This is a genomic window from Stenotrophomonas sp. INTA L402-1 (genome assembly GCF_059295135.1).
In genome coordinates this window covers 1-24,158 of the sequence record NZ_JCAFWP010000038.1, presented here as the reverse complement: position 1 = coordinate 24,158, position 24,158 = coordinate 1, and the positions used below count along the sequence as shown (strand labels likewise).

The 24,158-nt window shown below is 66.5% G+C and carries 20 protein-coding genes; 11 read left to right on the top strand and 9 right to left on the bottom strand.

The window, feature by feature from the left end:
- Window positions 1–17: 17 nt before the first annotated feature.
- Entirely contained in the window at window positions 18–1,022 is a 1,005-nt protein-coding gene (locus AC5O77_RS18160) for a hypothetical protein (protein WP_494507034.1), read from the bottom strand.
- Window positions 1,019–1,537: an RNA polymerase sigma factor gene (locus tag AC5O77_RS18155; RefSeq protein ID WP_229301232.1), complete on the bottom strand. Its 519-nt coding sequence runs from the start codon at window positions 1,535–1,537 to the stop codon at window positions 1,019–1,021. The genes AC5O77_RS18160 and AC5O77_RS18155 overlap by 4 nt, the downstream gene beginning before the upstream one ends.
- A gap of 247 nt (window positions 1,538–1,784) precedes the next feature.
- Here AC5O77_RS18155 and AC5O77_RS18150 point away from each other — a divergent pair, with 247 nt between their 5' ends.
- A complete protein-coding gene (locus tag AC5O77_RS18150; protein WP_494507033.1) occupies window positions 1,785–4,628 on the top strand; it encodes a bifunctional diguanylate cyclase/phosphodiesterase in 2,844 nt (947 codons plus the stop codon).
- A gap of 19 nt (window positions 4,629–4,647) precedes the next feature.
- On the opposite strand, the gene AC5O77_RS18145 is transcribed toward AC5O77_RS18150, so the two are convergent.
- Window positions 4,648–5,241, bottom strand: coding sequence for an LOG family protein (locus AC5O77_RS18145; RefSeq protein WP_189719630.1), 594 nt, complete (start codon window positions 5,239–5,241; stop codon window positions 4,648–4,650).
- 294 nt (window positions 5,242–5,535) lie between these two features.
- A complete protein-coding gene (locus tag AC5O77_RS18140) occupies window positions 5,536–7,032 on the bottom strand; it encodes an aminotransferase class III-fold pyridoxal phosphate-dependent enzyme (protein WP_253145989.1) in 1,497 nt (498 codons plus the stop codon).
- Window positions 7,033–7,242: 210 nt separating this feature from the next.
- On the opposite strand from AC5O77_RS18140, the gene queA reads away from it, so the two are divergent.
- Window positions 7,243–8,310 (top strand): tRNA preQ1(34) S-adenosylmethionine ribosyltransferase-isomerase QueA, encoded by a 1,068-nt coding sequence (gene queA / locus AC5O77_RS18135; RefSeq protein WP_049462689.1) that lies wholly within the window; start codon window positions 7,243–7,245, stop codon window positions 8,308–8,310.
- A gap of 168 nt (window positions 8,311–8,478) precedes the next feature.
- Here the strand turns inward: queA and AC5O77_RS18130 are convergent, their stop codons facing one another.
- Entirely contained in the window at window positions 8,479–8,889 is a 411-nt protein-coding gene (locus AC5O77_RS18130; RefSeq protein WP_317217755.1) for a hypothetical protein, read from the bottom strand.
- A gap of 187 nt (window positions 8,890–9,076) precedes the next feature.
- Between AC5O77_RS18130 and tgt the strand changes: the two genes are divergently transcribed.
- The 5 genes from tgt (at window position 9,077) to fabV (ending at window position 15,574) form a co-directional block, all read left to right on the top strand.
- Complete coding sequence (gene tgt, locus AC5O77_RS18125) at window positions 9,077–10,207, top strand: tRNA guanosine(34) transglycosylase Tgt (protein ID WP_494507032.1); 1,131 nt, start codon at window positions 9,077–9,079, stop codon at window positions 10,205–10,207.
- A 134-nt stretch (window positions 10,208–10,341) separates the two neighbouring features.
- The gene (yajC, locus tag AC5O77_RS18120) at window positions 10,342–10,686 is read left to right on the top strand and encodes a preprotein translocase subunit YajC (RefSeq protein ID WP_005409257.1); all 345 of its coding nucleotides are present in this window, start codon (window positions 10,342–10,344) and stop codon (window positions 10,684–10,686) included.
- Between the two features lie 61 nt (window positions 10,687–10,747).
- On the top strand, window positions 10,748–12,604 hold the full coding sequence (gene secD, locus AC5O77_RS18115) for a protein translocase subunit SecD (RefSeq protein WP_049437257.1): 1,857 nt from the start codon (window positions 10,748–10,750) through the stop codon (window positions 12,602–12,604).
- Window positions 12,605–12,619: 15 nt separating this feature from the next.
- Window positions 12,620–13,600, top strand: coding sequence for a protein translocase subunit SecF (secF, locus tag AC5O77_RS18110; protein ID WP_071228983.1), 981 nt, complete (start codon window positions 12,620–12,622; stop codon window positions 13,598–13,600).
- Between the two features lie 714 nt (window positions 13,601–14,314).
- Entirely contained in the window at window positions 14,315–15,574 is a 1,260-nt protein-coding gene (gene fabV, locus AC5O77_RS18105; protein WP_494507031.1) for an enoyl-ACP reductase FabV, read from the top strand.
- A 71-nt stretch (window positions 15,575–15,645) separates the two neighbouring features.
- Here the strand turns inward: fabV and AC5O77_RS18100 are convergent, their stop codons facing one another.
- The 3 genes from AC5O77_RS18100 to AC5O77_RS18090 all read right to left on the bottom strand — a co-directional run bounded on the left by AC5O77_RS18100 (window position 15,646) and on the right by AC5O77_RS18090 (window position 19,536).
- Window positions 15,646–17,715: a GGDEF/EAL domain-containing response regulator gene (locus AC5O77_RS18100; RefSeq protein WP_121503054.1), complete on the bottom strand. Its 2,070-nt coding sequence runs from the start codon at window positions 17,713–17,715 to the stop codon at window positions 15,646–15,648.
- 91 nt (window positions 17,716–17,806) lie between these two features.
- Window positions 17,807–18,991, bottom strand: a complete 1,185-nt coding sequence (locus AC5O77_RS18095) for a BaiN/RdsA family NAD(P)/FAD-dependent oxidoreductase (RefSeq protein ID WP_478057130.1) — start codon at window positions 18,989–18,991, stop codon at window positions 17,807–17,809.
- Window positions 18,988–19,536 carry a YaeQ family protein gene (locus AC5O77_RS18090; RefSeq protein WP_478057131.1) on the bottom strand — a complete coding sequence of 183 codons (549 nt, stop codon included), beginning with the start codon at window positions 19,534–19,536 and terminating at the stop codon, window positions 18,988–18,990. The genes AC5O77_RS18095 and AC5O77_RS18090 overlap by 4 nt, the downstream gene beginning before the upstream one ends.
- A gap of 124 nt (window positions 19,537–19,660) precedes the next feature.
- Between AC5O77_RS18090 and AC5O77_RS18085 the strand changes: the two genes are divergently transcribed.
- Window positions 19,661–20,539 carry a pseudouridine synthase gene (locus tag AC5O77_RS18085; protein ID WP_478057132.1) on the top strand — a complete coding sequence of 293 codons (879 nt, stop codon included), beginning with the start codon at window positions 19,661–19,663 and terminating at the stop codon, window positions 20,537–20,539.
- Window positions 20,540–20,545: 6 nt separating this feature from the next.
- Here the strand turns inward: AC5O77_RS18085 and AC5O77_RS18080 are convergent, their stop codons facing one another.
- Window positions 20,546–21,034 carry a YaiI/YqxD family protein gene (locus tag AC5O77_RS18080; protein WP_010484520.1) on the bottom strand — a complete coding sequence of 163 codons (489 nt, stop codon included), beginning with the start codon at window positions 21,032–21,034 and terminating at the stop codon, window positions 20,546–20,548.
- Between the two features lie 301 nt (window positions 21,035–21,335).
- On the opposite strand from AC5O77_RS18080, the gene AC5O77_RS18075 reads away from it, so the two are divergent.
- The 3 genes from AC5O77_RS18075 (at window position 21,336) to AC5O77_RS18065 (ending at window position 24,022) form a co-directional block, all read left to right on the top strand.
- Window positions 21,336–21,545 carry a cold-shock protein gene (locus AC5O77_RS18075; protein ID WP_004153307.1) on the top strand — a complete coding sequence of 70 codons (210 nt, stop codon included), beginning with the start codon at window positions 21,336–21,338 and terminating at the stop codon, window positions 21,543–21,545.
- Between the two features lie 189 nt (window positions 21,546–21,734).
- Window positions 21,735–22,424, top strand: coding sequence for a glutathione S-transferase family protein (locus tag AC5O77_RS18070; protein ID WP_478057133.1), 690 nt, complete (start codon window positions 21,735–21,737; stop codon window positions 22,422–22,424).
- A gap of 32 nt (window positions 22,425–22,456) precedes the next feature.
- Window positions 22,457–24,022: a protein adenylyltransferase SelO gene (locus tag AC5O77_RS18065; RefSeq protein WP_478057134.1), complete on the top strand. Its 1,566-nt coding sequence runs from the start codon at window positions 22,457–22,459 to the stop codon at window positions 24,020–24,022.
- The last annotated feature ends 136 nt before the right edge of the window (window positions 24,023–24,158 follow it).

The following is a 24,158-nucleotide window of genomic DNA, read 5'->3' as shown; positions in this document are numbered from 1 at the left end:
GGGTATTCCCGTCCGCTTCAGTCGTCCAGCAGCGGGCGCAGGTCGCGCGGCAGGCGTGCTTCCGGGTACTGCTGCATGTAGCGCTCCAGGCTGGCACGGGCCAGATCGCGCTGGCCGTCGTCGCGTCGTGTACGGATCTTCTGCAGCCACTGCCGGCGCGGCAGCCGTGCGTCAGCGTCCACCTCGGCCTGCACGGCATCCGCGCTCAGGCCCGCATCGCTGCCGCGGCGCATGATGCCAGGTGCGGAACGGCTGGGAGCCTCGCGCTTCATCGAGGTGATTTCTACCCGGTCCAATGCCGGGGCCTGTTCGGCCTGCACGCTGTTGGGCTCTGGCGTACCTGCCGAGCGCGCCTTCAGCGAACCACTGGCGACAACCGGCGCCATCAGCGGCGCGGGTGCCGAGTAGGCGGTGGGAGCCGGAGGCGCAGGGGGGGCTGCTGCCGGCGCTGCGGCCGGCGCGGGCGGCAGGGCCGCAAAGGAGGTATCGGCGGCCGCATCCGCAGCCATCGATCGTGCAGCCTGGGCCGGCGCTTCAGCGGTCCCGGCCGGCGCAGGCTTGCTTGCGCGCGCGATGGCCGGTGCCGGGGCAGCGGCAACCGGGGCTGCCTCGGGTGCTGCGGGCGCAGCGGCCGGTTCCGCAGTCGCCACCGCGCTGTCGGCTGCACTGCGCTCAGCGGCCTGATCGGCAGCCGCGACGTCTTCTGCCGCAGCCGGTGCCGCCGCAACAGCGGCCTCGCCCGCCGGAACCGGTGGCGGTTCCGGACGCAGCTGCCAGGCGATGCCGATGGCGAACACCATCGAAGCGGCGATGCCGAACACCGCCGGCCAACGCGGGCGTGTGCGCTGCGTACGTGGTGCTTCGGGAGAGGCGACCGCATCGGCAGCCGGAGCGTCCACGGCAGCGCGGGCCGCGGCCAGGATGGCGGCGTCCAGTGCGGCGGGCGGTGCCTGTTCGGCGCGACGGCCGAGCAGCCGGGCCAGCTCGCGTTCTTCCGGCGTCAGCGGTTCGTCTCGGTTCATGCGTTCAATCCCGCACGCAGCTTGTCCATCGCATAGCGCAGCCGCGATTTCACGGTTTCCCGGCCTACGCCGGTGATCTGGCCGATCTCCTCCAGGCTCAGTTCCTGATCCAGCCGCAGTTGCAGCACTTCGCGCTGCTCGGGCGGCAGTTGTTCCATCGCCAGCTGGATGCGGCGACGTTGTTCGAATTCGGAAAGCTCGCCTTCCGGGGTCTGTCCATCCTCGATCGCGGCCAGGCGCAGGTCGGCATCGGCCGGGGCAGCCGGCCGGTGGCGGGCGGCGCGCCAATGGTCGTTCAGGCGGTTGTGGGCGATGCGGAACAGCCAGGTGCTGAACGCCGCGTCCGGTTGCCACCCCGCACGGGCGCTGATCACCCGCTGCCAGACGTCCTGGAAGATCTCCTCGGCCAGCGCGTTGTCGCGCAGTTGCCGCAGCAGGAAGCCGAACAGGCGCTTGCGATGGCGCGCATACAGGCTTTCAAACGCGCGCAGGTCGCCACCGGCCCAGGCCAGCATCAAGGCTTCATCGGTTGGCAGTGCGCTGGCTTCCACGGCGTACAGGGTAAGGCCTGCAGGCGATGGCGCATAGCCGGTGGCGAGGGCGGGCAGGGCGAGGGTCATGACTCGGAAGGGGCTACGGTCAGCAGGAAAAACGTACGGGCGCACGATTCGGGGTTTACGGGCTTCCATTGCCCCCCGGGTGGCGCGCTATGCTCGGCGGCTCAGGGGAGGCGACGCACTGACGGCGCCAAGAGATTGTCATTTGTCCACGCATGCTGAACCGGCGGAAGAGCCACCACACGAGGCCGTGCTGAGCACGGCGCTCGTGCGCGCGTTGCATGCGCTTCTGCCGGAAACGGCCGTGGTCCGCGTCGGCTGGGACGACCCGCAGCTTGGCCGTGGCCAGGGTGGCTGGCCGCCGCCAGTGGGTGCCGGCCAGGTGGCCGTGGAGCCGGGAATCGGCGAGGGTCAGCATGGCTGGGAATACGACGGAGCGCGGTTGCTGTTGTCGGTAGCCGGGGCGGCGCCTTCGTCGGCCTGGTGGGGGCTGGCCCGGCAGGCGATGGAGCTGGCCCTGCAGCGTGGCCGCCAGGCTGGGCAGATCAAGGCATTGGAAGAGGCCGAGCGGCTGCAGCAGGCGCTGTTCCAGATCGCAGACCTGGCCGGTGCCGACCTGGAGATGGGCGAGATGCTGCGCCACGTGCATGGCGTGCTGGGCACACTGATGTATGCGGAAAACTGCTACATCGTCGAGTACGACGACGTGCGCGACCAGATCCGCTTCCTGTACTTCGCCGATCAGGTGGATGACTTCGTTGCCGATCCGTCGCAGAGCTACGCCGCCAGCGAAATGCCGCGCAGCCTGACCGTGGCGCTGTTACGCCATGGCCGGCCGCTCAGCGGTCCGTCGCGCGAGCTGCTGGCGCGGGTGGTCGATCAGGAACATGACCCGCAGCGCGGTCCGGAAAGTCTCGATTGGCTGGGCGTGCCGATGCTGCGCGATGGTCGCGTCTGCGGTGCCATCGTGGTGCAGAGTTATGAACATGCCGCGCGCTATGGCGAAGCCGAGCGGGCCCTGCTGGGATTCGTTGCCCAGCACGTGCAGACCGCGATGGACCGACGCCAGGCGCAGGTGCGGCTGGAACAGCAGGTGGAACGGCGCACCCAGGAACTGCGACGCGCCAACCACAGCCTGCAGGACGAAGTAACCGAGCGACGTCGCGCCGAACAGCTGCAGACCGCCCTGTACAACATCGCCGAGATGGCGATGTCGGCCGACAGCCTGGCGCAGTTCTACGGACAGGTGCATGGGGTGGTCGGGCGCCTGCTCGACGCTCGCAATTTCTACATCGCCCTGGTCAACCCGGCCGGCAACGGCCTGGACTTCGTCTATTCGGTGGACGAGCACAACGCCAGCCGCGCGCCGCGACCGTTCAGCCGGGGCCTGACCGAGTACGTCGTGCGCAACCGGCGCCCGCTGCTGGCTTCGCGTGGGCAGATCGACGCGTTGCTGGCCAGCGGCGAAGTGCGCGAATCCGGTACGCGCTCGCACTGCTGGCTGGGCGTGCCACTGCTGCGCGACGACGAAGTGGTCGGCGCGATCGTGGTGCAGAGCTACAGCGAGAACAGCATTTTCAGCGTGCATGACCAGCGCCTGCTGACCTTCGTCGCGCAGAACATCGGCACCGGGCTGGCCCGCCAGCGCGACCAGCAGCGGCTGCGCTCGGCGCATGCCGAGCTGGAGAAGCGCGTGGAAGAGCGAACCCGCGAACTGGCCGAGGTCAACGAAAAGCTGCTCGGCCAGATCGGCGAACGCCTGCGCGCCGAGCAGCGCCTGACCCACCAGGCCATGCACGATGCACTGACCGGCCTGCCCAACCGCCTGCACCTGCTGGATCGCCTGCAGGATGCGCTGGCGCTGGCCAGGCGTGAGGGCGGCCCAGTGTTCGCCGTGCTGTTCCTCGACCTGGACCGCTTCAAGCTGGTCAACGACAGCATCGGCCATGCCGCCGGCGACCGCATGCTGGTGGAAGTGGCCAAGCGCATCGTGTCGATGGCCGGCACCGAGGACGTGGTGGCACGCTTGGGCGGCGATGAGTTCGCCGTGTTGCTGCAGTGCCCGCAGGGCTTGGCGCAGGCGTTGGACTTCGGCCAGCGGCTGCTGCTGGCCCTGCAGGAATCGATGTGGATCGCCGGGCGTGAGCTGTTTCCGTCCGGCAGCCTTGGCATCGCCTTGTGGAACCCGCGCTACCGGACCGGTGAGGAGCTGCTGCGCGACGCCGATGCGGCGATGTATCGTGCCAAGGCACAGGGTCATGATCGTTGCGCGATCTTTGACGAGGACATGCGCGAGCAGGCCATGCGCAGCCTTGATCTGGAAGCCGACCTGCGGCGTGCAATCAACAACCACGACTTCGTGCCGTTCTACCAGCCGATCGTGCGTCTGTCCGATGGCGAGGTAGTGGGGCACGAGGCGTTGCTGCGCTGGCAGCACGAGCGCCGTGGCCTGCTGCTGCCGGGGGCGTTCCTGGAGCTGGGTGAGGAAAGCGGCCTGATCGAGCAGGTCGACTGGCTGATCTACGAACAGGTGATTGCCGGCCTGGCCGAGGGCGGGCAGAGTTACGTCTCGGTGAACGTATCACCGCGCCATTTCCGCTCCGCGGAGTTCAGCGACCGCTTGTTCGGCCTGCTGGACGAGTATGGTGCGGATCCGCAGCGACTGCGCCTGGAAATCACCGAGGTGGCGCTGCTGGATGATGGTCCGCACACCCTGCGCATCCTGCAGGGCCTGCGCGAGCGCGGCATCCAGGTGCAGCTGGACGATTTCGGTACCGGCTTCTCGGCGCTGTCCTACCTGCACCGCTTCCCGATCAGTACGCTGAAGATCGACCAGAGTTTCATCGCCGGCCTGCATGGGCCGGAAGTGCAGAGCACGCGCGCGCTGGTCGAGGGCGTGCTGTCGCTGGCGCGCACGCTGGGCATCGAGACCATCGGCGAGGGCATCGAGACCGAGGCGCAGCAGCAGACGCTGCGCGAACTCGGCTGCGACTACGGCCAGGGCTATCTGCTGGGGCGGCCCGCACCGCGGGGCTGCGCGGCGGTCTGAGCCGCCGCGCAGGAAAGCATCAGCGCAGGGCGGCGCGACGCTTTTCGTCGATCCACTTCGAGGCCTGCGCCGGCTGGTAGTTCTTCATCCACTCCAGCATCGCTTCGATGTCCGAGCCGTACCACAGGTCCTGGCGCTGGTCCGGGTGCAGGAAGCGCTCTTCCACCATGCGGTCGATCATGCCGATCAGTGGGGCGTAGAAACCCTCCACGTCGAGGAACGCGCACGGCTTGTTGCCGATGCCCAGCTGGCGCCAGGTCAGCATCTCGAAGATCTCTTCCATGGTTCCGAAGCCGCCGGGCAGCGTGACGAAGCCATCGGCGAGGTCGAACATGCGCGACTTGCGTTCATGCATCGAACCGACGATCTCCAGCTCGGTCAGGCCGCGGTGGGCCACTTCCCAGTCGGCCAGCTGGCGCGGGATCACGCCGGTCACTTCGCCGCCGGCGGCGAGCACGGCATTGGCCACGGTTCCCATCAGGCCGACATTGCCGCCGCCGTACACCAGGCGCATCCCGTCGCGGGCGATGCGGTCGCCTAGGGCCAGGGCGCGTTCGGTATAGGCCGGCTTGCTGCCAGCGTTGGAACCACAGTACACACAGATCGATTTCATGGATCTTCCTGTCTCTTGGCCGGAAACGAAAACGCCCCATCGCCGACCGCAGAGCGGTCAGGGACGGGGTGTCTATGGAGTATGGACCTTCGCGGTTGCCGTCTGTAGAGCCGAGCCACGCTCGGCTGCCCCTCGTTCAGACCGCGGTGGGCCCCTGTAGAGCCGAGCCATGCTCGGCTGCACTTCGTTCAGACCGCGGTGGGCCCCTGTAGAGCCGAGCCATGCTCGGCTGCTCTTCGTTCAGATCGCGGCTACGGCTGAGTCGAGCAAGCTCGACTCTACAAAGAACGAGACTTACGCCGCCGCTGCCTGCTCGCGGCGCGGGCCTTCACGCAGCGCGCGGCCGACCATCCCCACCAGCAGGTCCAGCTCTTCGCTGTCCATGCCGAAGTGCGGAGTGAAGCGCAGCGAGTTCTCGCCACCGTGGATCACGTTGATGCCGTGCTGGCGCAGCCATTCCTCGGTGGAGTTGGCGCCGTAGCACTTGAATTGCGGCGCCAGTTCGCAGGAGAACAGCAGGCCGGTGCCCTGCACCTTGGTGATCAGTCCGCCCAGCTCGTTCTTCAGCTGTTCAAGCTTGCGCACGGCCTCGGCACCACGCCCGGCGATGTTGGCGCGCACCTGCGGGGTCAGCTGGGCCAGGGTGGCGCAGGCCACGTCCAGCGCACGCGGGTTGCTGGTCATCGTGTTGCCATAGATGCCCTTGCGGTACAGCTGCGCGGCATGCTCGGTCACCGCCAGCACCGACAGCGGGTACTGCGCGGCGTTGAGCGCCTTGGAGTAGGTCTCCATGTCCGGCGGGTCCAGGCCTTCGAAGCCCGGGTAATCGACCACCGAGAGCACGCCATGCGCACGCAGGCCGGCCTGGATCGAGTCGAGCAGCAGCAGGCTGCCATGGGCACGGGTCAGTTCGCGGGCGACGGCATAGAACGACGGCGGCACCGAGCGGCCCGGGTCGCCTTCGCCCATCACCGGTTCCAGAAACACCGCCTCGATGAACCACTGGTTGCGCGCGGCATCCTCGAACACCTTGCGCAGGCCAGCTTCGTCGTACGGCGCCACGGTGATCACCGAATCCTCGCCACGGTAGCTGGCCAGGTGCTGCATGTAGCTCTTGCGGCTTGAGTCCGAATAGAGGGCAGGGCGGTCGGTACGGCCGTGGAAGCTGCCTTTGACCACCACGCGCTTGATCGCAGCACCGGCGTGGCGTGCGCCCGGGTCGGTCTGCAGCTTGGCGTTGACGTCGGCGATGCGCGCGGCCAGGCCGACCGCCTCGGAACCGGAATTCAGGCACATGAAACGGGCGAACGGGCAGCCGCCACGGCGGTGGCCGATCTCGGCGCGCAGGGCGGTGATGAAGCGCTGCTGCGACAGGCTGGGGGTCATGATGTTGGCCATAACCTGCGGGCGGGCCATCGCCTCCAGCACGGCGTCCGGGGTGTGCCCGAAGCCGAGCATGCCGTAGCCGCCGGCGTCGTACAGCACGGCGCCTTTCAGGGTGACCACCCACGGGCCGCGTGCAGCCAGTGCCACGTATGGGGTCACCGCGTCATCGGCGTAGAAATTGACGAAACCGTCCTGCATCGCGTCGATCTGCGCCTGTTCGTCCTGCGCCAGCAGCGGCCCCAGGTCGGCCTGCACGCGCGCGAATTCCTCGGCGGCGGCGTCCACCGCGGCGATCAGCTGCGGGTGGTTGGCGGACAGGGCGGTCAGGGTGGCGTCGTCCAGGCCGGAGGTGAGGCGGGTGCCGGGCTGGTTGCGCAGGGGGGCGAGGCGTTCGATGAAGCTCATTGCAGATCTCCTGAAACAATGGGTCGCACGGGTCTTCAAAAGCAAAACGCGCGTCATCACGCGCGCTTGGGGCAGGCTCGTGCAGCGGACTTCCGACTCGATGCTAGCACTTGTTTTTTTGCGCGATAACCCCGCAGAAACCTGCTGCATAGCAGCATTTTGCGCGACGTTCGCCGCGAAGCACGCCGGCTCGCAGACGCTGGACGTACAATGCGCGCCATTGTCGACCTGTTGCCGCCCACTGCCTTGAAGAAGTCCGATTTCAACTACGACCTGCCGGCTGAACTGATCGCGCAGGCGCCCCTGGCCGAACGTTCCGCAAGCCGCCTGCTGCTGGTGCCTCCGGCGCCCGATGCCTTCACCGACCTGCAGGTGCGCGACTTGCCGTCGCTGCTGCAGCCGGGCGACCTGCTGGTGTTCAACGACACCCGGGTGATCCCGGCGCGCCTGTTCGGGCAGAAGGCCAGTGGCGGCCGCGTGGAGATTCTGATCGAGCGCCTGCTGGGTGGCCAGCAGGCCCGCGCGCAGGTGGGCGCCAGCAAGTCGCCCAAGGCCGGCAGCCGCATCGCGCTGGATGCCGGTGGCGAAGCCGAGGTGCTGGGTCGCGATGGCGAGTTCTACGTGCTGCAGTTCCATGTGCCGGAATCGCTGGAACAGTGGCTGCTGCATGCCGGCCGCCTGCCGCTGCCGCCCTATATCCAGCGCGAGCCGGGTGTGGATGACCGCGAGCGCTACCAGACCGTGTTCGCGCGTGAAGTGGGCGCGGTGGCCGCGCCGACCGCCGGCCTGCATTTCGACGAACCGCTGCTGGCCGCATTGAAGGACAAGGGTGTGGACTTTGGCCACGTCACCCTGCACGTGGGTGCGGGCACCTTCCAGCCGGTGCGTGCCGATGACCTGAAGGACCACGTGATGCACCGCGAGTGGCTGAATGTCGGTGCCGAGCTGGTGCAGCAGGTGCGGCGCACGCGCGCCGCTGGCGGCCGCGTGATCGGCGTCGGCACCACCGTGGTGCGCGCGCTGGAAAGCGCGATGCGCGATGGCGAGCTGCTGCCGTTTGCCGGCGAGACGCAGATCTTCATCACCCCGGGCTACCGCATCCGCAGCGTCGACGCGATGGTGACCAATTTCCACCTGCCGGAAAGCACGCTGCTGATGATGATTTCCGCGTTTGCCGGCAAGGAGCGCGTGTTCGAGGCTTACCAGCACGCGATCGAACAGCGCTACCGGTTCTTCAGCTACGGCGACGCGATGCTGCTGTTCCCGCAGGCGGGGTAGGGCGCTGACCTCTGCCTGCTTGTGGTGGGTGCGCACCGTTGGTGCGCACTTGCAGATGACTGAAGGCCAGGGAAGCCACGCATGGCGTGGCTCTACTGTCTTCGGCGCTGTAGTAAATCCACGCCATGCGTGGATCATTCCTTCCGCAAGTGGGTTCCGCCGGGCTGCTCAGCCCACATCCACCTTGCATTCGCTGAGCGGAACGGACTGGCCGTCGGAGATGATCAGGTGGTCATCTTCAATGCGGGCCAGGCTAAGGCCGAGGTTGCGTGCCCCGGCTTCCACAGCCTTCCGCCATCCATCCAGATCGCCGTGGAAGGAAAGGGCGAGGAAGCGCTGGCCGTTGGGTAGGGTTATCCGGCAGCTGTCCGATACGATGCCACCGCTGCTCGCGGTGAACTCGCCAGCAGAGGCCAGCAATTTGCGGAACTGACTTGAAGCGCTGCTGGTATGGAAATCCTCGTAATAGATGAACTCCACTCCGGCCACAGGATTTATACCCGGGGCGATTCGATCGGCTCGTTGCTCGATTTTTCCCCCAAGAATTGCTTCTAGTACCTCGCGGTCACTTCTATTCATCTTGGGCCTGATTTCCTGGCGAAGTACGTAGTCCGCCCATCTTGGAGGGGCGACCAGTCAGGGCCAAGGCCAGATGCGACAGTCCAGCAGCCGCGTCGCTCAGGTCATTGGTTCCGTTCAGGCCTGAATGGGCGGTCGCCCCGGTTTTGGGAGACAATGGGCGACTATTTGCCTGAACGACCGCTCCATGTCCCGATTGCAGTTTCAGCTCAAGACCCGCGACGGCCGTGCCCGCCGTGGCCGCCTGACCTTCCCGCGTGGCACGGTGGAAACGCCGGCCTTCATGCCGGTGGGGACCTATGGCTCGGTCAAGGGCATCCTGCCGGACCAGGTGCGTTCGCTGGGCGCCGAGATCATCCTCGGCAACACGTTCCACCTGTACCTGCGCCCGGGCCTGGACATCATCGCCGACCACGGCGGCCTGCACGGCTTCTGCCGCTGGGATGGCCCGATCCTGACCGACTCCGGCGGCTTCCAGGTGTTCTCGCTGGCCCACCGCCGCAAGATCACCGAGCAGGGCGTGACCTTCGCCTCGCCCACCGACGGTGCCCGCGTGTTCCTGGGCCCGGAAGAGAGCATGAAAATCCAGAAAGTGCTCGATTCGGACGTGGTGATGATCTTTGACGAGTGCACCCCGTACCCGGCTACCGAGGATGTGGCGCGCCGCTCGATGGAGCTGAGCCTGCGCTGGGCCCAGCGCAGCCGCAACGCGCATGACGAGCTGGGCAACGACGCGGCCCTGTTCGGCATCGTCCAGGGTGGCGTGCATACTGACCTGCGCAGCCGCTCGGCCGAGGCCCTGCAGGCGATCGGCTTCGACGGTTACGCCATCGGTGGCCTGGCCGTGGGCGAGCCGGAGCACGAGCGCAACGCCATGCTCGACCACCTGGACCCGGAACTGCCGGGCGACCGCCCGCGCTACCTGATGGGCGTGGGCCGGCCGGAGGACCTGGTCGAGGGTGTCGCACGTGGCGTGGACATGTTCGACTGCGTGATGCCGACCCGCAACGCGCGCAACGGTCACTATTTCACCTCGTTCGGCACCGTCCGCATCCGCAATTCCCAGTACGCACGGGACATGGATCCGATCGAGCCCGGCTGCGGCTGCGTGGCCTGCACCGGCGGTTACACGCGTTCGTACCTGCGCCACCTGGACCGCTGCAACGAGATGCTGGCGCCGATGCTGGGCACCCTGCACAACCTGTTCTATTACGAAAAGCTCATGGCCGACATCCGTGCGGCCATCGAGGCGGGAACCTTCCTGGCCTTCCGTGAGTCTTTCTACGCGGCACGCGGGGCGGTCGCGCCGCCCCTGTAACCCGAACACCCCCTGCCAAACGGCCCAAGGACGAACGCCCGGGGCCGTGGCATACTTCAAGGCTGACCCAGATCCGCGGTCGACACCCCGTGCCCGTGAAAGGGCCGGAGCGCCGCCCAACCAAAGGACCAACGATGAACCTGCTTGCCTTCCTGATTCCCGCCGCCCACGCCCAGGCCGCCGGCGGCCAACCGCAGGGCATGGGCCTGACCACGCTGCTGTTCCCGGTCATCCTGATCGCCATCATGTACTTCCTGATGATCCGCCCGCAGATGAAGCGGCAGAAGGAGCACAAGGCCATGCTGGAGAAGATCAAGCGTGGCGACGAAGTGCTGACCAACGGCGGCATCGCCGGCATCGTCACCGACATCGGCGACAACTTCATCACCATTGAAGTGGCGGACAACGTGCGCATCCGCGTGCAGAAGGGCGCTGTCGGCAACGTGCTGCCGGCCGGTACCCTGAAGTCGGCCCAGTAAGCCACTCCCTTTCCGATGCACAACCGCGGCGCCGGGGATGGCGCCGCGCGGGACCCAAGCAATGCTCGAATTTCCACGCTGGAAGTACGTCGTCATCCTGATCGTACTGGCGCTCAGCGCGCTGTACGCGCTGCCCAACATCTACCAGAAGGACCCGGCCCTCCAGATCACCGCCAACCGTGGCGGCCAGATCGACGATGCACTGCGTGACCGTGTGCTGGCCGACCTGAAGACGGCCGGTGTCACCACCATCGGTGTCGAGAAGGAAGGGGAAAGCCTGATTGTCCGCCTGCCGGACCTGAAGGCGCAGTCCGCTGCCAGCGACGCCCTGCGTGACACGGTCGGTGAAAAGTACACCGTGGCCCTGAACCTGGCCTCGACCGTGCCGGACTGGCTGGCCAACCTCGGCGGTCGCCCGATGGTGCTGGGCCTGGACCTTCAGGGTGGCGTGCACTTTGTGCTGCAGGTCGACCAGAAGGCCGCCCTGGACAAGCGCCTGGACGCCTACACAGAAGACGTGCGCAGCACGCTGCGTGACGCCCGCATCCCGTACCAGTCGGTGGAACGCCGCGCTGACAACAGCATCGTGGCGAACCTGAGCCCGTCCGCCGGTGACGACGCCGCGCAGCGTGCCCGCACTGCCCTGGTGAAGGCGCAGCCGACCCTCGGCTACGACGTCAGTGGCAATCGCATCACGGTGACCGTGCCGGAAACCGAGATCACCCAGATCGCCAACGGCGCCATCGAGCAGAACATCAACACCCTGCGCAACCGCGTGAACCAGCTCGGTGTGGCCGAGCCGATCATCCAGCGCCAGGGTGCCGACCGCGTGGTGGTGCAGCTGCCGGGCGTGCAGGACACCGCCGAAGCCAAGCGCATGATCGGTGCCACCGCTACCCTGGAGTACCGGGCCGTGGTGGACGGTAATGCACAGGACGCCATCAACTCCGGGCGCATTCCGCCGGAAGCGAAGGTCTACCAGCGTCGTGATGGCGGTGGTCCGGTCCTGCTGAACAAGCGCGTGATCGTCACCGGTGACCAGATGGTCGGCGCGCAGGCGGTGACCGATTCGAACAGCGGCTCTCCGGCGGTCAGCGTGACGCTGAACAATGTCGGCGGCCAGCGCATGTTCGACTTCACCAGCGCCAACGTGAACAAGCCGATGGCGGTGGTCTACACCGAGCGCGTGCCGACCGTGACCGTCGTCGACGGCCAGGAAGTGCGTGGCTTCAAGGTCAACGAGGAAGTGATCTCGGTGGCCAACATCAACGGCGTGTTCGGCAAGAACTTCCAGACCACCGGCCTGCAGAAGAAGGAAGCCGAGGACCTGGCCAAGCTGCTGAAGTCCGGCTCGCTGGCCGCGCCGATGGACTTCGTCGAAGAGCGCGTGGTGGGCCCGAGCCTGGGCGCCGAGAACGTCAAGAACGGTATGCGCGCGGTGGTGTTCGCATTCCTGTTCACCCTGGTGTTCTTCAGCGTCTACTACCGCATGTTCGGCGTGATCACCTCGATCGCGATGCTGTTCAACCTGCTGATCGTGGTGGCGGTGATGTCGCTGTTCGGCGCGACCATGACCCTGCCGGGCTTCGCCGGCCTGGCGTTGTCGGTCGGCCTGTCGGTGGACGCCAACGTGCTGATCAACGAGCGTATCCGTGAAGAGCTGCGTGCCGGCGTGCCGGGCAAGACCGCGATCGTGACCGGTTACGAGCGTGCTTCCGGCACCATCCTCGACGCCAACCTGACCGGCCTGATCGTCGGTGTGGCGCTGTTCGCATTCGGTACCGGTCCGCTGAAGGGCTTCGCGCTGACCATGATCATCGGTATTTTCGCCTCCATGTTCACCGCGATCACCGTGTCGCGTGCGCTGGCGACGCTGATCTACGGCCGCCGCAAGAAGCTCCAGAACGTGGCCATCTGACGGGACGACACGCACATGAAACTGTTTCCGCTGCACATCCTCCCGAACGACACCAAGATCGACTTCATGCGCTGGCGCCATGTCGCGATGGTCGTCACGGTCATCGTGTTCCTGGCCTCGGTTGCCATCATCGGCTTCAAGGGCTTCAACTACGCTCTGGACTTCACCGGCGGCACCCTGATCGAAGCCCGCTTCGACAAGGCCGTGGACGTCGAGCAGGTCCGTACCAAGCTCGAGGAAAGTGGCTTCGACGGTGCCCAGGTGCAGAGCGTCGGTGGCAACACCGATCTGCTGATCCGCCTGGCCCCGCACGGTGAGCACGCTGCCGGTACCGGCGACGCCGCGCACGAGGACAAGGCCACCGCCGCCGCCGTGGTGAAGGCACTGTCCACCGCCGACAACCAGGCCACCGTGCTCCGCAACGAGTTCGTGGGCCCGCAGATCGGCAAGGACCTGGCGATGAATGGCCTGTATGCCACCATCTTCATGCTGGCCGGCTTCCTGATCTACATCGCGGTGCGCTTCGAATGGAAGTTCGCGGTCACCGCCAGCATCGTGGCGATGTTCGATCTGATCGTGACGGTCGCTTACGTGTCCCTGCTGGGCCGTGAGTTCGACCTGACCGTGCTGGCCGGCCTGCTGTCGGTGATGGGCTTTGCGATCAACGATCTGATCGTGGTCTTCGACCGCGTCCGTGAGAACTTCCGCAGCCTGCGCGTGGACTCGATGGAAGTGCTGAACCGTTCGATCAACCAGACGCTGTCGCGTACGGTGATCACTGCGGTGATGTTCTTCCTGTCGGCGCTTGCCCTGTACATGTACGGCGGCAGCTCGATGGAAGGCCTGGCCGAGACGCACATGATCGGTGCGGTGATCGTGGTGCTGTCCTCGATCCTGGTGGCGGTGCCGATGCTGACGATCGGTTTCCTGCGCGTCAGCAAGCAGGACCTGCTGCCGAAGGCGAAGGACATCGAGGCCCTGGCCCGTCGCCCGTAAGCACCCGCTGCACGCAACACACAGAGAACCCCGCGCAAGCGGGGTTTTTTGTGTGCAGGGCTTGCAGCCCTGCACCCGCGGTAGTGCCGGCCGCTGGCCAGCAACAGCAATAGCAACAGCGGGCATTCCGTGGAATGGTGGGGCCATGTGGATTGGCAGGACACGCCGTAAACCCATCCATGGGGGCTCGATGGCGCCATCCATGGCGCCAACGGTCCTGCCAACCCACATGGCCCCACCTCTGACAGATTCCTGCGGCTGTTGGATCGCGCGGCTGTTGGTAGGTGTCGACCTTGGTCGACACATCTGTCAGATATTGAATGAATTCAACCGTGCCGACCAACGGTCGGCACCCACCAACAGCAGCGGCGACATGTCCAACAGATCGCGGAAATCTGTCGAAGGCGGGGTGGGTCCGGTTGCGGGGGTGTCCGCGGCATGGATGCCGCGGCCAAGCCTCCATGGAAGGATTTACGGCGTCCCCCGCAACCGGACCCACCCCGCCAACCCACAGGAACCCAGCTTTCGACGTTGACGTTGCTCTGGCTTCCAGCGGGTGCAGGGTGCAACCCTGCAGAACAAACCCCACCCTACGCCGCCGTCGGTTGTGCAATCTTCCCCCGCGCACTACGATCCTGCGGTTCGCGCGCGCAGGCGCGCGCCCGTATTCCTGCTGAGCGCCCCGTGCGCCGCATCTGCCAACCCGAGGTATCCATGGTCATCAAACCGCGCGTCCGCGGCTTCATCTGCGTCACCACCCACCCGACCGGCTGCGAAGCCGCGGTCAAGCAGCAGATCGACTACATCCGCGCACGTCCGCCGATCCAGAATGGTCCCAAGCGCGTGCTGGTGATCGGCGCCTCCACCGGCTACGGCCTGGCTGCGCGCATCACTGCCGCCTTCGGCAGTGGCGCCGCCACCCTGGGCATCTTCTTCGAACGCCCGGGTAGTGAAACCAAGCCGGGCACCGCGGGCTGGTACAACTCGGCCGCGTTCCACAAGTACGCCGACGAAGCTGGCCTGTACGCCAAGAGCATCAACGGCGATGCCTTCTCCGATGAAGTGAAGGCCAGGACCATCGAGATGATCAAGGCCGATCTCGGCCAGGTCGACCAGGTCGTCTACAGCCTTGCCGCGCCGCGCCGCAAGCACCCGAAAACCGGAGAGATCATCAGCTCCGCGCTGAAGCCGATCGGCGAGCCGATCACCCTGCGTGGCCTGGATACCGACAAGGAAGTGCTGACCGAGACCCATCTGCAGCCGGCCACCCCGGAAGAAATCGCTGGCACCGTCGCGGTGATGGGTGGCGAGGACTGGCAGATGTGGATCGATGCGCTGGCCGACGCTGGCGTGCTGGCCAATGGCTGCACCACCACCGCCTTCACCTACGTGGGCGAAGAGATCACCCAGGCGATCTACTGGAATGGCTCGATTGGTGCGGCCAAGAAGGACCTGGACAACAAGGTGCTGGGCCTGCGCGAGAAGCTGGCCAAGATCGGTGGCGACGCGCGCGTGTCGGTGCTGAAGGCCGTGGTCACCCAGGCCAGCTCGGCCATTCCGACCATGCCGCTGTACCTGTCGCTGTTGTTCAAGGTGATGAAGGAAAAGGGCACGCACGAAGGCTGCATCGAACAGCTCGACGTGCTGTACGACATCCTCTACGGCGGCAAGGCCGATGGCGTGGCGGTCGATCGTCTGCGCCACGACCTGGTCGATGGCGATGGCCACACCGTCGCGCTGGTCGATGACGAAGGCCGCCTGCGTGCCGATTACAAGGAAATGGCCGCGGACGTGCAGGGCAAGGTGGTCGCGCTGTGGCCGCAGGTGACCAACGAGAACCTGTACGAGATCAGCGATCTGGCCGGCTACAAGGCCGATTTCCTGCGCCTGTTCGGTTTTGGCGTGGAGGGTGTCGACTACGAGGCCGACGTCAATCCGGACGTGAAGATCGAAAACCTGGTCGACATGACCTGATCAACGAAGAGGCCGGCGAAAGCCGGCCTTCTCTTTGGGTGGTGCCGGCCAGCGGCCGGCACTACCATCGGTCATCCGAACTCGAAACCCATCTCCGGCAACGCCGGGCCGACGAAGTCGCCCTGCACGTAGTCCACGCCGGCACTGAACAGCAACGTCATCGAATTGGCATCGCTGACGAATTCGGCGATGGTGCGGATGCCGGCTTCCTGCGCGCGCGCGGTGATCTGGCTGATGCGGTCGATGTTCTCGCGGGTGGCCGCAAGGTCACTGGTGAAGCCGCGGTCCAGCTTGAGGAACTGCGGCTGGAAGTGGGCCAGCAGCTGGAACGAATCCAGCCCCGAACCGAACTGCTCCAAGCCGATGCGGCAGCCCAGCGGTGCCACTTCGGCAAGGAACTGCTGTGCACTGCGCAGGTGGGTGAACACCTTCGCTTCCGGTGCATGCAGCCACAGCCGTTCGCCGGGCACACCCTGAGCCTGCAGCTCGCGGCGCAGGGTAGCGATCATCTGCGGGTCGTCGAACGATTCCGGCGTCACTTTCACCAGCATCTGCGTGGCATGGCCTTCGCGTGCACGCTGGCCCAGCACCGCGATGGCCCGTGACACCACCCAGCGGTTGATGTCGGCCAGCAGGCCGTGCTCCTCCGCGATACCGAGGAACGCGGTCGGGCTCAGCAGTTCGCCGTTGTGCTCCAGGCGCAGGTAGGCCTCGTACAGCTCCAGTGACTCGCCCTGCAGGTTCAGCACTGGCTGGTAGTGCAGCTGGAAGCCGTCACCGGCCAGCGCTTCACGGATACGGGCGACCCAGCGCAGCACGCGTTCTTCCTCCACGCGGTCGGCGGCGGCCGGGTCGAAGATGCGGCAGGTGTTGCCCAGTTCTGCGGCGGCCTGCGTGCATTCGCTGGCGCGTGCCAGCACCTGGCCGATACTGGCGATCTTCTCGCCCACCTGCACGCCACCGATGCTGACCGTTACCGTGGCCGAGCGTGCGCCGATGCTGAAGACGTGCGCGGCGTAGGCTTCGCGGATGCGCTCGGCCAGTGCCACGGTCTGCGCGTACGGCCCGGCCTGCAGCACGGCGAAATTGTGTTCGCCGAAGCGGGCCAGCTGCGCGTCTTCGCCAACGACTTCGGCCAGCAGCGCGGCGAGCGCGCCGATCAGGGTGTCGGCCGAGGCCAGGCCAATGTCCGGCAGCAGGCGCGCGTAGTGGTCCGGCTCGATCAGCAGCAGGCCGAACTGGCCTTCGCTGCGCCCGGCCTGGGCCACCGCGCTTTCCAGCTGCAGCATGAAGGTCGGGCGATTGAGCAGGCCGGTGACCTGGTCGCGCTGGCGCAGGTCCTCGACCTCACGTGCCAGCTCGGGGTCGAATTCCATGCGGCGGCGGAGCACCACCTGCAGGCAGGATTCACCTTCGTAGGTGGCAGCGGCAAACTCCATCGTCGCCGGGAACGCGCTGCCATCCTCGTGGCGCGCGTCGAGCTGGTACTGCGGCGGCGGCGCCTCGCCACGGCTCAGCCCCTTCAGCAGCTGCTTGAAGCCCTCCACGTGCTGGGCGGCGACCATGTCCAGCAGCGAGATGCCTTCGATGTCGTCGAAATGCTCGTAACCGAACATCTCCAGATAGGCATCGTTGGCGCGGATGTGCATGCCTTCATGCACGTAGGCGATGGGGTCGCGCGAGGAGGCGATCAACGCATCGCAGCGGCGCTCGGTTTCGCGCATCTGTGCCTCGATGCGGCGCAGGCCACGACGCGCCTGCAGGTCCACCCACTGGTCACGGACCACGGCGAGCAGATGCTCCGGACGTTGGCGCAGGGCGAGGGCACGGATGCCGTGGCTGCTGGCCTGCACCAGTTCATCCTCGTCGATGCGCTCGGCCAGCAGCACCAGCGGAATGTCCTTGCCGCTGGCAGCAATATGCTGGGCCACCAGCGGCAGCGGGATGCCCTGGGAGGGCGAAGCCAGCACCAGGTCGATGGCCTGGCTGGCCAGCACCTGGGCCAGCTCGGCTGCATCCTGCGGACGCCACGGGCGTACCGCGATGCCGCTGTTGCGCAGCGTGCTGACGATGGCTTCGGCATTCTCGCCGCTGTCATCGACGATCAGCAGGCGGATGGTGATGTCGTTCGCGTTCTGCATGCACTGCTCCCCAATCTGCAAATCTAGATACACGATGCGCGGCGAACCGTCCATGCGCGCACCCCTTGCACGCATTGAACGGCGATGTGGTTCACACCACGCCACCGGCTGCGTGGCCGCTGGCCCAGGCCCACTGGAAGTTGTAGCCGCCCAGCCAGCCGGTCACATCCAGCACCTCGCCGACGAAATGCAGGCCGGGTACGCGCTTGGATTCCATCGTCGAGGACGAGACCTCGGCAGTATCCACGCCGCCCAGGGTGACCTCGGCGGTGCGGTAGCCCTCGGTGCCACTGGCCACCAGCGGGAACGCGCCCAGCAGCTGTGCGGCCTGGCGCAGCACCGGCTCGTCCAGCTGGCGCACGGGCCGGTCGGGCAGCCAGTGTTCGCACAACCGCTGTGCCAGCCGCTTCGGCAGTACCTCGCCCAGCACCGTGCGCAGCTCGGCGGCAGGCCGCTCGCGCTTCATCTGGCGCAACCACTCGCCGGCATCGTGGCCGGGCAGCAGGTCCAGCTCCAGCGCGTCGCCGGGTTGCCAGAACGAGGAGATCTGCAGGATCGCCGGGCCACTCACGCCGCGATGGGTCAGCAGCATGAAATTCTGGAAGCTCTTTCCGTTGCAGCGCGCCTCGATGGGCAGAGCGACGCCGCTGAGATCGGCCAGCCGTTCCTGGTGCTTGCCGCTGAGCGTCAGCGGCACCAGCCCGGCGCGGGTCGGCAGCACCTGGTGGCCGAACTGTCGGGCCACTTCATAGCCGAAGCCGGTGGCGCCCATGCTGGGAATGGACAGGCCGCCGGTGGCCACCACCAGCGAGGCGCAATGGAACAGGCCCTGCGTGGTGTGCACGCGGAAACCATCGCTGCCATGCTCGATGCGCTGCACGCTGCAGTCGGTACGCACCTGCACGCCTGCCGCCTGGCATTCGTCCACCAGCATCTTCACGATCTGCTTGGACGAGACATCGCAGAACAACTGGCCCAGCTCTTTTTCGTGATACGCGATGCCGTGCTTGCTGATCAGCTCGATGAAGTGCCAGGGCGTGTAGCGCGCCAGCGCCGACTTGCAGAAGTGCGGGTTGGTCGACAGGAAGTTGGCCGGGGTGGTGCCGGTGTTGGTGAAGTTGCAGCGGCCACCGCCGGACATCAGGATCTTCTTGCCGACCTTGTTGGCATGGTCGATCACCTGCACCTGGCGGCCGCGCTGGCCAGCCGTGATTGCGGTCATCAGCCCGGCCGCACCGGCGCCGACGACAACCACGTCGCAACGGATCGTGCTCATGCCTTGGCGCGCTTGCGCCAGTTCGGGATCACGTCGAGCTGGATCTGGTCGTTGAGCAGCTGCACTTCACCGTCCTGGATCAGCACGCTCCAGCGCATGGCGCGCTGGATCTGCTGGCCCCAGCGCTCGACGAATTCACCGTCCAGATCAACCACCGAGAGATTGTCTAAGCGTGCTAGGCCCTTGCTCTGCTTGCCCCACCAGATCTCCGAGGCGTTGCCGCCGTAGTTGATCACCTGCACCTGGCGGCTGCGATTGCTGGCCTTGCGGATGCGCGATTCGTCCGGATGGCCCAGGTCGATCCACTGCAGGATGTCGCCGGTGTAGTCGTGTTCCCACAGATCGGGCTCGTCATCGGTGCTCAGGCCGCGGCCGAATTCCAGGCGGTCGCCGGCGTTCAGCGCGAAGGCGAGCAGGCGCACCATCAGGCGATCGTCGGTCTCGGACGGGTGCTGGGCCAGGGTCAGGTTGTGGGTCGCGTAGTAGCCGCGATCCATGTCGCTGATCTGCAGTTCGGCCTTGCGGATGGTGGCGGTGAGGGCCATGGGGGGTCCGTGGACTAAAGACGACAATGATAGAGGTTTGCTCCAGGGGTGTCCGTTGCCGGTCTGTCTGCGCAGCGTCAACGGTGGCACTCTTGCGCTCTTTTCCGTGGCCGGAGTGAACGCCATGACCTTGCCCAGCCGCCTGCAGCTGCCACCCGGCCACTGGTCCAGCCTGCTCGATGGCCTGTGCGCGCGTTTCCCGCGCATCGACCGTGCGCAATGGCAGGACCGCTTCGCCCGAGGCCGGGTGCAGGATGCGCAGGGCAGCGCACTGGCGCCGGACATGCCTTGGCAGGTGGGGCTGGAAATCCAGTACTTCCGCGAGGTGGCCGACGAGCCGGTGATTCCCTTCGCCGAGACCATCCTGCATCTGGATGCGCACCTGCTGGTGGCCGACAAGCCGCACTTCCTGCCGGTGACGCCGGCCGGTGGGTATGTACGCGAAACCCTGCTGTCGCGCCTGGTCGCACGCACCGGCAACACCGAACTGGCGCCGCTGCACCGCCTGGACCGGCTGACCGCCGGCCTGGTGCTGTTTTCCACCCAGGCAGGCACGCGTGATGCCTACCAGCGGCTGTTCCGCGAACGGCGCATCGGGAAGACCTACGAGGCGCTGGCACCGGCGCTGCCGGGGCTGGAGTTTCCGCTGCAGCGGGACAGTCGTCTGGTGCCGGGGGAGCCGTTCTTCCGCATGGCCGAAGTGCCGGGCGAGCCCAATGCCCGCAGCCGGATCGAGCTGATCGAGGCCGAGGGGCCGGTCTGGCGCTACCGGTTGCGGCCGGAAACCGGCCGCAAACACCAGCTGCGCGTGCATATGGCGATGCTGGGCGCCCCCATCGAGGGCGATGACCTGTATCCGCAGCTGAGGCCGCGCCCGGATGAAACGGTCGAGTCACCCCTGCAGCTGCTGGCGCAGGGGCTGGCCTTCGACGATCCATTGAGTGGGGAGCCCAGGCGGTTCAGCAGTCAGCGTCGCCTGTGCCTGCCGGGCCAGAGCGGGTAGGGCCGTTCAGCGAACCGGGCGCCGCGCAAGCCAGCGGTCCAGCTCGGCGGCGAACAGCTGCCGGTCGCGCGGGCCCAGCGGCGGTGGGCCCCCGGTCTGCACCCCGGCGCCGCGCAGCTCTTCCATGAAATTGCGCATCGACAGCCGCTCGGCCATGTTGTTCGGGGTGTACAGCTGGCCACGCGGGTTCAGCGCCACCGCCTTCTTCTCCAGCACCAGCGCGGCCAGCGGGATGTCCTGGGTGACCACCAGGTCACCGGCGGCGACCCGCTCGACGATGGCGCTGTCGGCCACGTCCAGGCCCTGGGGGACCTGGATCGAGCGCAGCCAGCGCGAGGGCGGGGTCCGGATCCACTGGTTGGCGACCAGGGTCAGCTCGATCCCAACGCGTTCAGCGGCCCGGAACAGGATGTCGCGAATGACGGTGGGGCAGGCGTCCGCGTCTACCCAGATGCGTGGGAGAGCGGGTTCAGCTTGGGTTTCAGCTTCAGTCATTTACCCAGTGTAGGGTAGGAAAATCCTGAATGGGGACTCGGGGTTAGCCTCGATCGGCTGCCAGCCCTTGTCACGTCTAGCGGGCGGGGTCTGCCCATGAACGTCCGGGCTATCGCTTTTTGCAGAAAACACGCGTATCGTTCGTCCCACTGTGTTTGCTAGGGTCACCGTGAATCGTGGCCTGGTGCAGTTGATCTCACGATCCGCTCATCGATCCGCTTTACCAACGCCTGCAACTCAGTCTCGGCCCCGATACCCGGTGGCTGCGATTTTTTCAACATGTGTTTCAGGAGTTAGTCAAATGTCTGATCGTCAGACCGGCACCGTCAAGTGGTTCAACGACGCCAAGGGCTTCGGCTTCATCACCCCGGAAAGCGGCCCGGACCTGTTTGTGCACTTCCGTGCCATCCAGGGCACCGGCTTCAAGACCCTGCAGGAAGGCCAGAAGGTTACCTTCATCGCCGTCCAGGGTCAGAAGGGTATGCAGGCTGACCAGGTGCAGGCGGTCTAATCCGTCTGCTACCGTTTGGTAGCCAGAACGCCGGAAGCGAAAGCTTCCGGCGTTTTTTATTGCCCGCTGTTTTGTAGAGTCGAGCTTGCTCGACTGTCTCTGAAAAGCAGTCGAGCAAGCTCGACTCTACAAAAGACATGCAGCCGGGCAGGCTAAGATCAGATGAATCCTCCCATCGCGGAACCGTCCATGCGCATCGTCCACCATCTGGAAAACTCCCGTTCCCTGCGCGTGCTGTGGATGCTGGAGGAGCTGGGGTTGGACTACGAGCTGCGTCGCTATCCGCGCGATCCGAAGACGCTGCTGGCGCCGCCGGAACTGCGACAGGTGCATCCGCTGGGCAAGTCGCCGGTATTGCAGGATGGTGAGCTGGTGCTGGCCGAATCCGGCGCCATCCTCGATTACCTTGCCGACCGCTACGACACCCAGCGCCAGCTGTCGCCGTCGCCGACGCCCGCCGAGGGTGCCGAGCGCATCGCTTACCGCTACTGGCTGCACTACGCCGAAGGCTCGGCGATGCCGCCGCTGCTGCTGACCCTGGTGATGGGCCGCATCCGCAATGCGCCGATGCCGTTTTTCGCGCGCCCGATCGCACGCAGCATCGCCGACAAGGCCGAGCGCGGCTTCATCGGTCCGCAGCGGCGCCTGCACCTAGACTGGATGGAGCGCCGCCTGGCCGAAAGCCCGTGGTTTGCCGGCGAGCGCTTCAGTGCGGCCGACATCCAGATGAGCTTCCCGATCCAGGCCGCTGCCGCGCGCGGTGGTGGCCTCGACGACAAGCCGGCACTGCGTGGCTTCCTCAAGCGTATCGGTGAGCGCCCGGCCTACCAGCGTGCCGAGGCCCACGGCGGCCACCTGCAGGCGCTCAGCGGCAATTGAGGCGGGCGGCCGTCGCCCCCATCTTCAGCACCATGGATACCGACAGCCCCCGTTTCGACAACCGTCTGCTGCATACCCTGCCGGGCGACCCCGAATCCGGCCCGCGCAGGCGTGAAGTGCTGGGCGCAGCCTGGTCGCCAGTGATGCCGACCCCGGTGACGGCGCCCACACTGTTGGCCTGGGCGCCGGACGTGGCCGAAATGCTTGGCTTCGATACCGCTGAGGTCGAGAGCGAAGGCTTCGCCCGTGTATTCGGTGGCAACGCACTGTATGCAGGCATGCAGCCTTGGGCGGCCAACTACGGTGGCCATCAGTTCGGCCATTGGGCCGGCCAGCTCGGCGACGGCCGTGCGATCTCGCTGGGTGAACTGGTCGCGCCGGATGGCCGCCACTGGGAGCTGCAGCTGAAGGGGGCCGGACCGACGCCGTATTCGCGCGGCGCCGATGGCCGCGCGGTGCTGCGCTCGTCCATCCGCGAATTCCTGTGCAGCGAGGCCATGCACCACCTGGGTGTGCCAACTACCCGCGCGTTGTCGCTGGTCGGCACCGGCGACGACGTGGTACGCGACATGTTCTACGACGGCCACCCGCGCGCGGAGCCGGGTGCCATCGTGTGCCGGGTATCGCCGTCGTTCCTGCGCTTTGGTTCCTTCGAACTGCCGGCCTCGCGTGGCGAAACCGCGTTGCTGCAGCAGTTGGTCGACGCCTGCATCGCCCGCGACTTTCCGGAGCTCGAAGGGCAGGGCGAGGCGCTGTATGGCGACTGGTTCGCGCAGATCGCGGTGCGCACCGCCGAGATGATCGCGCACTGGATGCGCGTGGGTTTCGTGCATGGCGTGATGAACACCGACAACCTGTCCGTGCTCGGCCTCACACTTGATTACGGCCCTTACGGCTGGGTCGAGGATTTCGATCCGGACTGGACGCCGAACACCACCGACGCGCAGGGCCGCCGTTATCGCTTCGGTACCCAGCCGCAGGTGGCGTACTGGAATCTGAGCCGATTGGCCCAGGCGTTGTCGCCGTTGTTCGCCGATGTGGCGCCGCTGCAGGCCGGTCTGGCGGCCTACCAGTCCACCTTCGTGGCCTGCACCCGTCGCGATGCCGCAGCCAAGCTGGGCCTGGCCGCTGCCGACGATGACGACCTGCAGCTCTACCTGCGCTGGCAGCAGTTGATGCAGGACGGTGCCATGGACATGACCCTGGCCTGGCGCGCGCTGATGCGCCTCGATCCGGCGACACCGGATGCGGCGCTGCTGGCCGCGGTGTACTACGACGAGGCGCGCCAACAGGCGGTGCAGGCACCGTTGCAGCAGTGGCTGCAGGATTATGCGACGCGGCTGCAGGCCGATCCGCTGTCGGCCAGTGAGCGCACGGCGAAGATGGCCGCGGCCAATCCGCTGTACGTGCTGCGCAACTGGTTGGCGCAGGAAGCCATCGATCGTGCAGAGCAGGGCGACCTCGGTGGCGTTCACGCACTGCAGGACGTGCTGCGTGATCCGTACACCGAGCGTGCCGGGCTGGAGCATTTCGCCGGCAAGCGCCCGGCGTGGGCCGACAACCGCGCCGGCTGCTCGATGCTGTCCTGCAGTTCCTGAGGGTGGGTTTCGGCAGGGCTGCGCCCTGCACCCGCAGAGGCCAGGTCAACAGCCAGAGCAAAAGCTGGATTCCGTGATTTGGCGGGGCGGTGTCGGAGTGCGGGGACGCCGCAAGTACTGTCTCTTATACACATCT

Bases quoted from the DNA above. Each gene is read 5' to 3' on its own strand.
- AC5O77_RS18160 (WP_494507034.1), bottom strand. From the start codon at position 1,022: ATGAACCGAGACGAACCGCTGACGCCGGAAGAACGCGAGCTGGCCCGG.
- AC5O77_RS18155 (WP_229301232.1), bottom strand. From the start codon at position 1,537: ATGCTGGCCTGGGCCGGTGGCGACCTGCGCGCGTTTGAAAGCCTGTAT.
- AC5O77_RS18145 (WP_189719630.1), bottom strand. From the start codon at position 5,241: ATGAAATCGATCTGTGTGTACTGTGGTTCCAACGCTGGCAGCAAGCCG.
- AC5O77_RS18140 (WP_253145989.1), bottom strand. From the start codon at position 7,032: ATGAGCTTCATCGAACGCCTCGCCCCCCTGCGCAACCAGCCCGGCACC.
- queA (WP_049462689.1), top strand. From the start codon at position 7,243: ATGCGCGCCATTGTCGACCTGTTGCCGCCCACTGCCTTGAAGAAGTCC.
- AC5O77_RS18130 (WP_317217755.1), bottom strand. From the start codon at position 8,889: ATGAATAGAAGTGACCGCGAGGTACTAGAAGCAATTCTTGGGGGAAAA.
- tgt (WP_494507032.1), top strand. From the start codon at position 9,077: ATGTCCCGATTGCAGTTTCAGCTCAAGACCCGCGACGGCCGTGCCCGC.
- yajC (WP_005409257.1), top strand. From the start codon at position 10,342: ATGAACCTGCTTGCCTTCCTGATTCCCGCCGCCCACGCCCAGGCCGCC.
- secD (WP_049437257.1), top strand. From the start codon at position 10,748: ATGCTCGAATTTCCACGCTGGAAGTACGTCGTCATCCTGATCGTACTG.
- secF (WP_071228983.1), top strand. From the start codon at position 12,620: ATGAAACTGTTTCCGCTGCACATCCTCCCGAACGACACCAAGATCGAC.
- fabV (WP_494507031.1), top strand. From the start codon at position 14,315: ATGGTCATCAAACCGCGCGTCCGCGGCTTCATCTGCGTCACCACCCAC.
- AC5O77_RS18100 (WP_121503054.1), bottom strand. From the start codon at position 17,715: ATGCAGAACGCGAACGACATCACCATCCGCCTGCTGATCGTCGATGAC.
- AC5O77_RS18095 (WP_478057130.1), bottom strand. From the start codon at position 18,991: ATGAGCACGATCCGTTGCGACGTGGTTGTCGTCGGCGCCGGTGCGGCC.
- AC5O77_RS18090 (WP_478057131.1), bottom strand. From the start codon at position 19,536: ATGGCCCTCACCGCCACCATCCGCAAGGCCGAACTGCAGATCAGCGAC.
- AC5O77_RS18085 (WP_478057132.1), top strand. From the start codon at position 19,661: ATGACCTTGCCCAGCCGCCTGCAGCTGCCACCCGGCCACTGGTCCAGC.
- AC5O77_RS18080 (WP_010484520.1), bottom strand. From the start codon at position 21,034: ATGACTGAAGCTGAAACCCAAGCTGAACCCGCTCTCCCACGCATCTGG.
- AC5O77_RS18075 (WP_004153307.1), top strand. From the start codon at position 21,336: ATGTCTGATCGTCAGACCGGCACCGTCAAGTGGTTCAACGACGCCAAG.
- AC5O77_RS18070 (WP_478057133.1), top strand. From the start codon at position 21,735: ATGCGCATCGTCCACCATCTGGAAAACTCCCGTTCCCTGCGCGTGCTG.
- AC5O77_RS18065 (WP_478057134.1), top strand. From the start codon at position 22,457: ATGGATACCGACAGCCCCCGTTTCGACAACCGTCTGCTGCATACCCTG.